Source organism: Candidatus Megaera venefica (assembly GCF_034554655.1).
Lineage (GTDB): Bacteria > Pseudomonadota > Alphaproteobacteria > Rickettsiales > Rickettsiaceae > Megaera_A > Megaera_A venefica.
On record NZ_JARJFB010000056.1, the window covers coordinates 1 to 10,649 of the forward strand.

General features: G+C 36.1%; 7 protein-coding genes and 1 pseudogene. 4 read left to right on the plus strand and 4 right to left on the minus strand.

The window, feature by feature from the left end:
• Positions 1-2,318, minus strand: a 2,318-nt coding sequence (locus Megvenef_RS04430) for an ankyrin repeat domain-containing protein (RefSeq protein ID WP_322776781.1), incomplete at its 3' end; no start/stop codon positions are given.
• A gap of 187 nt (positions 2,319-2,505) precedes the next feature.
• Here Megvenef_RS04430 and Megvenef_RS09845 point away from each other — a divergent pair.
• Positions 2,506-2,873: pseudogene (locus Megvenef_RS09845) on the plus strand (toprim domain-containing protein); the annotation flags it as partial.
• 173 nt (positions 2,874-3,046) lie between these two features.
• On the opposite strand, the gene Megvenef_RS04435 reads toward Megvenef_RS09845, so the two are convergent.
• Positions 3,047-3,658, minus strand: a complete 612-nt coding sequence (locus Megvenef_RS04435; protein WP_322776782.1) for a hypothetical protein — start codon at positions 3,656-3,658, stop codon at positions 3,047-3,049.
• 254 nt (positions 3,659-3,912) lie between these two features.
• Between Megvenef_RS04435 and Megvenef_RS04440 the strand changes: the two genes are divergently transcribed.
• The 3 genes from Megvenef_RS04440 (at position 3,913) to Megvenef_RS04450 (ending at position 8,582) form a co-directional block, all read left to right on the plus strand.
• Entirely contained in the window at positions 3,913-6,726 is a 2,814-nt protein-coding gene (locus tag Megvenef_RS04440; RefSeq protein WP_322776783.1) for a 2-oxoglutarate dehydrogenase E1 component, read from the plus strand.
• A 183-nt stretch (positions 6,727-6,909) separates the two neighbouring features.
• A complete protein-coding gene (odhB, locus tag Megvenef_RS04445) occupies positions 6,910-8,133 on the plus strand; it encodes a 2-oxoglutarate dehydrogenase complex dihydrolipoyllysine-residue succinyltransferase (protein ID WP_322776784.1) in 1,224 nt (407 codons plus the stop codon).
• Complete coding sequence (locus Megvenef_RS04450; protein ID WP_322776785.1) at positions 8,133-8,582, plus strand: 23S rRNA (pseudouridine(1915)-N(3))-methyltransferase RlmH; 450 nt, start codon at positions 8,133-8,135, stop codon at positions 8,580-8,582. The genes odhB and Megvenef_RS04450 overlap by 1 nt, the downstream gene beginning before the upstream one ends.
• Before the next feature lie 161 nt (positions 8,583-8,743).
• Here Megvenef_RS04450 and Megvenef_RS04455 read toward each other — a convergent pair whose 3' ends face one another.
• Both Megvenef_RS04455 and groEL read right to left on the minus strand, forming a co-directional pair.
• Complete coding sequence (locus Megvenef_RS04455) at positions 8,744-9,337, minus strand: phosphatase PAP2 family protein (RefSeq protein ID WP_322776786.1); 594 nt, start codon at positions 9,335-9,337, stop codon at positions 8,744-8,746.
• A gap of 148 nt (positions 9,338-9,485) precedes the next feature.
• On the minus strand, positions 9,486-10,649 hold a 1,164-nt coding region (groEL, locus tag Megvenef_RS04460; protein ID WP_322776787.1), incomplete at its 5' end, for a chaperonin GroEL.

Here is a 10,649-nt window from a genome sequence, read left to right on the forward strand (position 1 = left end):
CCACTATAAGCATCGTACTCTTCACCACGTAGCATACTTGGAACCATATTACCAAAATTATTCTGTACAATTTTACATAAATTAATTATGAAATTCTTGCAATACAGGGCAGAATGTAGCTTATATTCATATTTATTGTTATTATAGACAACAATATTGATCAGGCCCTCTTTACCAGGAATAGAAGCACCATAATTATCGTATTTTGAGCCATAACCATTCTCTAAACAATTTAGGTCTGCTGACTTTTCTATGTTTTCCCTCATTAAACCTGTTATACCTTCAACAAGTTCTTGTTGCTGGAAAATTAACTCCAGAATTTTATCTTCTAGATTAAAAGTTTCAGGTTGCCCTTCCGGTTTATTTGAAGAATTACTGGAATTAGATACTCCTTCGTGAGAGTCTTTAGCTAGTAATTTATAGAATAGATTATAATCCTTTTCATTTTCATACTCGAATGCATCTAACATCTCTAGAAGAGTATTATGAAAATTTTGAGCGTCTAAGGTATAAATCTTAGACACGTCCTTGCCATTTTCTGTCATTAAATTAGTGAAAGTTTTAAAAAACAGCCCTTTTACTAATTCTGTTGAATTGCTATATTCCTTTGCTGATTTTTTATTTAATAAATCGTAATTGAACCCCTTAACAGCTTCTTGTAACATTTCATTAGATATTCCAGAGTTTTGCAAAGACTTTACCACTAAATCAGCAAGATCTTTAGCCTTTCTCTGTATCACAAAATCGTCAAAGTTAGTAATGGCTTCAGGTGCTGTATAAATATTGTTGCTGTCAAGGACTCTATATGTGTGAACCAACATTCCCCACGGAGCACCTATACTCCTAGCTAAATTAGCAATAAAATGATCCATGCTATGGCCATTTTCTTTACACTCAAGAAAAACATAAGCTAGTTCCTGGGGAATATACCAAGAATTGTTGTGTACACAATGTACTGAAGAATCGTTTAAGTTAGAAATCAGACCAACAAATTTCTTTGGAAACTCTGGGTTAGCAACTATTTCCATTGCTAATTCACTAATTGGACTGATAAAGGCTCCTTGAAACTGCCCAGCATCTTTATATATTTGATCAACTATTCCCGGTATTTTTGCTTGTTCTTCGGCAAATTCTACTAACCTCATAAGGTTATCCGTAATTTCTACCAAGATACTGTCAATATCAATTTTTTTGGAAGAATATTTAGAATGTAATTCTTTTTGCCTTTCTTTAACTGCCCACTCGTTTAATGGAGCATGAACGTTGTTACCATCAATTTTGATTGACTGTACTATTACAGGATTTTTTGGTTCATCAGAGCCACATTCTCTAAGTAAATTAATAATTTCTATACCATTTTCTGGCCCAACAAGAGATATTTTTTCCCTTACAATATCTATCAATTTCTCACCTTGGTTATTTTCATGGTTAATTTTAAAAATAGGTAAGCCACTTTTATCTTGAAGAATTACGTATTCCTTGATTAAAGAAGGATTTTTTTTTGCTATTAGCATCAACAAGCTATTTCCTTCCTTATCAACTGCTGCAGTCCAGTCTACCTCTACACTATGCTTTAATAATACATTAATAATCTTTGTATTATTAAATTTCACTGCTTCAGCTAAATTAGACATAAGGTCCGTTGCATCAATTTTCACTCCTTCCGATAATAATTGATCTGCTATCTCAGAATTGTATTTTATGGCTTTAGGAAGAAGTTTTTCTCTATTTTCAATCTTACTAAATTCTGCTTTTAATAAGGTAGATGCAGCATCTGAATAAAGTTCTTTATCAGCCAAGTTGTAGTGATAATCTGTTACTTCTACACCAAATTTTACTAACCGCCCTATAAGCTCTGTATTACGGTTAACAATCGCCGCCTCTAATAAAGTAACTTCTTCAACTGAATTAGATATTGCAGCTAAAGGGGAATTAATATCAGTTACTTTGCTTATTAAACCATCAAAAACTTCTGATGAGATAGTGTAGAAATTCAGCAGAATATTAACTATAGCTTTTTGATTAATTTCACTATTTGCAAATAGAAAGCTAACCATATCAGTATTACCCCTATTCACAGCTGCCGATAATGGATTATTATAGGTATCTTGTAGATTTACTTCCGCTTTATAAGTTAATATAAGTTTTTTAGCAAAATCAAAATTTTGTGAATTAATAGCTTGTGTAAGCGGAGTGACAGAAGAATCTTTAGGATTGATTTCTGCTCCCTCAGCTATAGCAGCCTCTGCTTCTTCGAAGTTTTTATTCCAAATTGCTTGCATTAACTTATTGTTTAATACTTCTTGATTTTTTGACATTTTATTAAGCCCGTAATTTAAAATAATTATTTAATAACATTAAGCTATACGGATTAGAAAGTCAATTATATATTAATTTTTATTAACTAATGCGTCTTCGTTCGTCTTAGAAAGCCTTTGTTAAACCCTAGTTTCTTTAACCAATTGTGCCAGTCTACTTAATAGTCCTGTATTTTCAAATGTATCTAGAAATGATTCCCTAATAGCAGTTGTAGCAACTGTAGAAGAGCTTTGAGCAATCGAACTTAGGGAAATTTTGTGGTGGTATCACGTTTTGGAGCAACTATTTTCAGCACCCAACAATCGTAACCTAAATGACTTAAGGTTACCAGAACTTCTAGAACGGTGTAATAAAAACAAAACATCGGAACTTATCATCGCCACCAACTCTACATTAGAAGGTCAAACTACGGCTTACTTTATCACAGAGTATTTCAGGGATATTTCAATCCACATCTCACGCCTAGCAAATGTATACCCATTGGTAAAGAACTTGATTACCTTGATGAAGGCACCATATCTGCTGCACTTGAGAGCAGAAGGAAATTTAACTGATTAAGAAGCATTAATAGCAACCAAAGTTTTTTAAGCTAACATTCTATATTACAATTCAATAGACTATTCTGTATAAAATTTATTGCATTACTCATAATTATAGCGCTGTTAACAAATTCAACCTAAAAGATTTTCACACCTTATTTAGTCCAATTATAAAACTTCTTGTTCTATTATCCAATTGTTTCAGGATTATAAACAACCTCACCAACCTCACTATTATCCACCCCCAATAATAGGCTATCCTGACCGTTTTCGTGTTTTTGAATACTATCAAGTTGACTTTTTAGTATATCATACTCTGGTTGCTTTATAACAAGTATTTTTTCAACTTGAGGTTGTTTTAAAATTAATATAGTGTCTCTTAAATCCGATTTATCTTGTTTTAAACCTTCATTCTCTTCGTCCAAACGTTGTAAACGTTTTTCTAATTGAATATTAACTTCCGTGACCTGCCTGTAATCTCTAGTCAAATCACTTATTTGTTTATCTTTCTCGCGTAATAATTGATCTCTTTCTTCTAGAGAAGCTCTTAATTGTTCAATCGTTGTCGCTAAACCTTCTTCAGCTGCTAATGTTTCACTTTTAGAGGCCTTGTCTAGCTCATTTATCTCATCCACAGCTCCTTCAGCTATTTTAGCATTATGCTTTATCCATGCTTGTGTAGTCGCTTCGCATTGAGCAATAAGCGCCTCATCTGCTGTCATTTCATCGAATAATGCGCTGTGTTGATGATCACGAGGAGGTTGTTGCTTAGTTTTTTGTTTAGTTCGTTGTTTAGACATAAAACATTCTAATATTAAATTATATCATCTCAATTTAATCAAGCTCCTAATTAAAGACAAGAAAAATATTTTAGTCCTAGGTTGTTTTAATTTCTAAAATCAAATCTTAGGTTAGACTATAACGCCTTTTATATTGTTTTATATCAAACCCATGTAATTTAAATATGAGATTGGTAAGAAAAATCCTTGCAATTGGTTACTGTTCAACGGTAAAATACTCACATAATACTTATTAGTTTGGCGAGAGGAATATAGTGAGTAAAGACTTTGAGCGGACAAGTTTTTTATTCGGTGCTAATTCTGTATTTATTGAAGAATTGTACCAACAATATCTAAATGACCCTTCTTCTGTTGACCAGAGTTGGGTTGAATTTTTTAGCCAGCAATCTGACATAGCTTCATTCAAAAGCACGTCAAAGGTTATAATCAAAGATTTGCCGAAACAAGAAACAGCTCGTGCTGATTCTAAAACCTTATCTGAGGTAGAAAATAAACTTAGAGCTAAGTTTATGATTACCGCTTACAGAGAACATGGACACTATCTTGCCAACCTTGACCCACTTGGTCTTGAGATAAAAAAAACTCATGCCGAACTTAAGCTAAATATTGAAGATTTTGGGTTCTCAGAAAATAACCTATCTCAGAATGTTGATGTCACAAATGAGCTTAGTGATATCAAGAACTGTTCTGTTGCTGAACTGAAAGAAATCCTTGAGAGAACTTACTCTAGCAATTTAGCCGCAGAATTTTCTCACGTGGAAAATAGCGAAGAGAGAAAATGGTTATACGATCAACTCGAAAGAGCAAATACTCATCGTATGTTTAGCGCCGATGAAAAAAAGAAATTTTTGAAAGATCTTGTTGAAGTTGAAGGTTTCGAACAATATCTCCATACCAAATTCCCAGGAGCCAAGCGCTTCTCAATTGAAGGTGGTGATGCGTCCATAGTATGCCTAGACACCGTGATAGAGGAATCGGCAATTTCTGGAGCTGAAGAAGCTGTACTTGGTCTTGCACATAGAGGCAGACTATCTACACTTACCAAAGTTATGCAAAAACCATATCGTGCTGTACTTTCTGAATTTTCAGGCAGCAGTGCTTTTCCAGACGATCTAGATATAGCTGGTGACGTAAAGTATCATATGGGCTACTCATCTGATAGGGTGATCAAAACCGGTCAAACAATTCATTTATCTCTAACCCCAAACCCGTCTCACCTTGAAGCTGTAAATCCAGTGGTAGCAGGTAAAGTTAGAGCTAAACAAGATTGCAAGGGAAGAGATCGCAAGAAAGTGGTTGGCATTTTAGTCCATGGAGACACTGCATTCTGCGGGCAAGGCGTTGTCGCTGAAAGCTTAGTTATGTCAGGGCTAAAACCTTATGACGTGGGCGGAATTTTTCACTTAGTCATAAATAATCAAGTTGGTTTTACAGCAAATGCTGAGGATGCAAGACCGGGACGATATTGCACTGAGGTTGCTAAAATGGTCGGAGCACCAATTATTCACGTCAATGGTGATGATATTGAATCTGTAGTACTTGCCACTAAGATAGCTTGTAATTACCGCAACAAATTCAGTAAGGATATAGTAGTTGATATTGTGTGCTACCGTAAATATGGTCACAACGAAGGTGATGAACCGATGTACACTCAGGCGGTAATGTATAACGTTATTAAAAACAAAAAAACCCCTGCTTCACTATACGCCGATCAACTTGTTATTCAGTCAGTAATTGACACGGGTTATTACCAAAAATTAAAACAAGAATTTAAAGAATTTTTGGATGAAGAATTTAGTCAGATTAAGAATTACAAACCCAGAGCTCAATGGCTTGAAGGTAAATGGACTGGTTTTGAACGAAATAATAAAAATTCTCTGATCACTGGTGTGGCTACTCTTGAGTTAAAGAAATTAGTCAAAATTTTATGCACAACACCCAAGTCTTTTCCAATAAATAATAAGCTTGAAAAGCTCTTTGCTTCGAGACTTGAGACAGTTAATAATAACCAACCTATTGACTGGGCAACTGCTGAGCAGCTTGCTTTTGCTACTTTATTACAAAAAAACATCCCAATTAGGATAACTGGCCAGGATGCTGGGCGAGGAACATTTTCACACAGACATTCTGTGTTACATTCACAAGTAGATAAATCAATATACGAACCACTAAATAACATATCAAAAGATCAAGCATTTTTTGAAGTAGCAGACAGTAACCTATCTGAATATGGGGTGCTCGGATTTGAATATGGATATTCATTGGTTAATCCAAATCACTTAGTAATTTGGGAAGCTCAATTTGGTGATTTTTGTAATGGTGCTCAAATAATGTTTGATCAATTCATTTCTTCAGCTGAAACTAAGTGGCTTAGAATGAGTGGTTTGGTTTGTTTGCTCCCAAATGCTATGGAAGGACAAGGACCTGAACATAGTTCAGCCAGGATAGAGCGGTTCTTACAGTTGTGTGCTGAAGATAACATGCAAATTGTCTATCCTACCACCCCGGCCTCAATTTTTCATTTACTCCGCAGGCAGGTACTAAGGACTTTCAGGAAGCCTTTAATAGTGATGTCGCCGAAGTCGTTACTTCGCCATAAACTTGCTGTATCAAGCCTATCTGAACTAGATGCTAATACATCTTTTGTTCCGGTAATTGATGAGATTGATACTGATGTTAAAGCTAGTGATGTTAAAAAAGTTATCTTCTGCGCAGGAAAAGTCTATTATGACTTGCTTGAAGAAAGAAGAGAAAAAAAGATCAAAGATATAGCAATCATTCGCCTTGAACAACTTTATCCATTTGAGAAAGATCTAGTTGCAACTATTGTTTCTAAATATGCAAAAGCAAATAGTTTTGTTTGGTGTCAAGAAGAACCAAAAAATATGGGATCATGGAATTTTATAAGACCTCATATGGATTCTGTATTGCATGAAGCCGGTATAAAAAAACCTATTGATTTTGTTGGTCGGCCAGAAGCGGCCTCCCCTGCTGTTGGGTATCTTTATGCTCACAACAAGCAACAAGAGATCCTTGTTAATGAGGCACTAAGAATTAATCCACTATAAAAATTATGGAGATTTTACTACTAATTATATATTAAAATAAGTTCTTAATATATATTTGATTTTTGTCAAAGACCGCCCTGAAGACAAAAATCTTATATTTTATTCGTAAAAAAAGTATTTTTTGTAAAGCAAAATAACTTTTTACAATAGGCTAAATAAATTTGAGTTTTGGAGAGTGAAGTTATGAGCGTTCAGATTGTAGTACCAGCATTGGGTGAATCGGTTTCAGAGGCAACAATAGCTAAATGGTATAAAAAACCGGGTGATGCTGTAAAAGTAGACGAGCTTTTGCTTGAACTAGAAACTGAAAAGGTTACATTAGAAGTCAGCGCCTCAGCTGAGGGTATACTTGAATCTATTGATAAAAAAGAAGATGAAATAGTCACAGTGGGACAAGTAGTTGGCACAATTAAAGCTGGCTCTATTGCAGCTGAAAGTAAATCAACACCTATGCAACCAGCTCCAGTTACTACTGCTTCCTCTATGCCTGTAATCCAAGCTGTTCCCGTATCAAACAAACAAGTTGATGTAACTAGTACAATGCCACCTTCCGTACAAAAGCTTGTAACTGAAAACAATCTCAATCCAACTAATATTACTGGTACAGGTAAAGATGGCAGAATTAATAAGGGAGACGTACTTAATGTTTTAAATAATGCTGTTGCCCCCTTAAATTCTACAGGGTTACCGCAAATCAATAGTAATGAGAAACCGGTAGAACGTGTCCGTATGTCTCGCTTGCGCAAGACTATTGCTCAGCGTTTGAAAGATTCACAAAATACCGCAGCTATCTTGAGCACTTTCAACGAAATAGATATGAGCAAAGTGATTGCTCTTCGTACGCGATATAAAGATTCTTTCCAAGAAAAACACGGGGTGAAGCTTGGCTTTATGTCCTTCTTTGTTAAAGCCGTGATCAATGCATTAAAAGAAGTTCCATCAGTTAATGCCGAAATGGAAGGTGACGACATTATTTATAAGCATTACTATGACATAGGCGTAGCCGTTGGAACAGAGCAAGGACTTGTAGTCCCAGTTGTTCGAAATGCTGACAGAATGAATTTCTCGGAAATAGAAAAGGGAATTGTATCTTTAGCAGTAAAAGCAAGAGATGGTAAACTTTCAATGTCCGACCTTACGGGTGGAACATTTTCAATTACCAATGGCGGCGTGTATGGCTCGCTATTATCAACACCAATTATTAATCCACCTCAAACTGGAATTATTGGCCTACACAATACGCAAGAAAGGCCAGTGGCTATAAATGGTAAGGTAGAAATACGTCCAATGATGTACATTGCTCTTTCCTATGATCATAGGGTAATTGATGGTAAAGATGCGGTTACTTTCTTGGTCAAAGTAAAGCAAGCTATCGAGGATCCGGAGCGTTTATTGCTTGACCTTTAATGAAAATTCAAATTATCTCGGTTGGAAAACTTTCTGGTGAGCTTAGCCAAATAGCTGATAAATATAAAAAAATGATCGGTTGGCAAATACGAACTACTGAGCTTCAGCATTCAAAAAAACCCTCCCCCGCAGAAATAAAAGAAGATGAGGCCAAGCAGATTGGAGCTAAAATTACCAACGGATCATATATAGTGGTCCTTGATCTGGTTGGCAAACAAATCAGCAGCGAGGGTTTTAGCACTGTTTTTGCTAAACAAATGATGCTTGGTAAATCAATAGATTTTATTATTGGTGGTGCATTTGGCCTTGATGAAATCATCCTTAAAACAGCAAACATAAAACTATGCCTTTCTGAAATGACCTTCCCACACCAGCTTGTCAAAGTGATACTGCTTGAACAAATATACCGAGCCCAAACTATTTTGGACAATCATCCTTATCATAAGTGAATATATTACAACCTAAACTATGGGTAAGATAATCCACAATAGTGTTTGTGTAAAAGCTTGCCATGAATAGTCTATGTGCCCTACGCACGAGAAAAAGTCATCCTGAACTTGATTAAGGATAACATGCGAGTAGCCTAACTCTATTAAGTTCCCAGGTTATATTACAATCTAAACTGAAAGCTTGCTGTTAGCTCATTACCGCCAAAATAGAAATTGGTAGATCGGTACTCATTGCTCCAGTCCAATTTACTATTAATGTATGTCACAAGCTCAGCGAGAGCAGCCCCTGCTATGACTTGTCCTACAGTGTGTTCTTTTGCTTTTACTCTACTATACCCAGTAACCGCAGCAGTTACATATAAAGGAATGGAGATATATTTATAATTCTCAGAAAAAGTTCTCACATAAGCTGCCGCTGCCCAGGCCGAAGCGGTGTGACCTGAAGGCATACCATCAAAACGATCCTTTTTACCATCAATGCTAGGCCTCTTGCTAGGTTGCCACTTACCCTTATTAGCTATTAGTTTGGCACTATGCATAGTCACCCATGTTTGACCATAGATCAAAGCAAAATGGCCAAATCCTTTTTCTTGTGAAGCAAGGCTACCTGCAAAAACTGGATTTATTATTTGCATATAGTCGCCAAAACTTCTAAGTGGGCTCTTTCTTGACTTTGCAGCAAACGCTGGAGCCATGTTAAAGATTATAGAACTTGCTACAAGTATCGGCAGAACAATTTTTTTTAGGATTTTCATATATATTTTTAGAAAAAAGATAGGCGTTATTTACACTTGAGAACATGAATAACATTATCCATTGATTTAGATATCATCTTAAATACGGAATCCGCGCCTATATTTAATAAGCGCGGATTTCTATCAAAACGTAGTAATGGTAAACTGATTAGAATCCCATACCACCCATGCCACCCATTCCCATACCACTAGGCATACCGCCACCAGATTGTGAATCTTCTTTTACCGTTGGATCTGCGATAATTATCGCTTCTGTTGTAATAATCAACGACGCAACTGATGCAGCATCAATTAAAGCAGTTCTTACCACTTTCGTTGGATCGATAATACCAGCTTTAAACATGTCTACATACTCCATGCTCTGAGCATCAAAGCCCATAGTATTTGACTTAGACTCTTCAAGCTTACCAACCACAATAGCTCCATCAACTCCAGCATTTTCTGCTATCTGACGGATAGGTGATTGCATTGCTTTCTTCACAATATTTACCCCAGCTTGCTGATCTTCGTTTAAAGCTTTTAGATTTTCTAGTACTCTAGCTGCATAGAACAAAGTTGCACCACCGCCAGCAACTACTCCTTCTTCTACAGCTGCTCTTGTTGCATGAAGCGCATCTTCTACACGATCTTTTCTTTCTTTCACTTCAACTTCTGTTGCACCGCCGACCTTTAGAACAGCAACACCACCAACTAGTTTAGCTAGCCTTTCTTGTAGCTTTTCTTTATCATAATCAGAAGTTGTCTCACTGACTTGTTGACGAATTTGTGAACATCTCGCTTCTATATCAACTTTCGCACCAGCACCATCAACAATTACAGTATCTTCTTTTGAGATCTTAACTTTTTTAGCACTACCTAGCATTGAAAGACTTACATTATCAAGCTTCATGCCTAAGTCTTCACTAATTAACTGACTACCGGTAAGTATAGCTAAGTCTTCTAGCATAGCTTTTCTTCTGTCGCCAAATCCTGGAGCTTTAACTGCTGCCACCTTCAAACCGCCTCTTAATTTATTAACAACTAAAGTTGCAAGAGCTTCTCCCTCTACATCTTCAGCTATTATTAGAAGTGGTCTCGATGACTGAACTACCGCTTCAAGCACTGGAAGCATTGGTTGTAAACTCGAAAGCTTTTTTTCGAAAATCAAAATATATGGACTATCAAGCTCAGCTATCATTTTCTCAGAATTGGTAACAAAATATGGAGAAATATACCCCCTATCGAACATCATTCCTTCCACTACATCAACTTCAAAACCGAAATTTTTAGCTTCCTCAACTGTGATCACGCCCTCTTTGCCAACTTTTTCCAT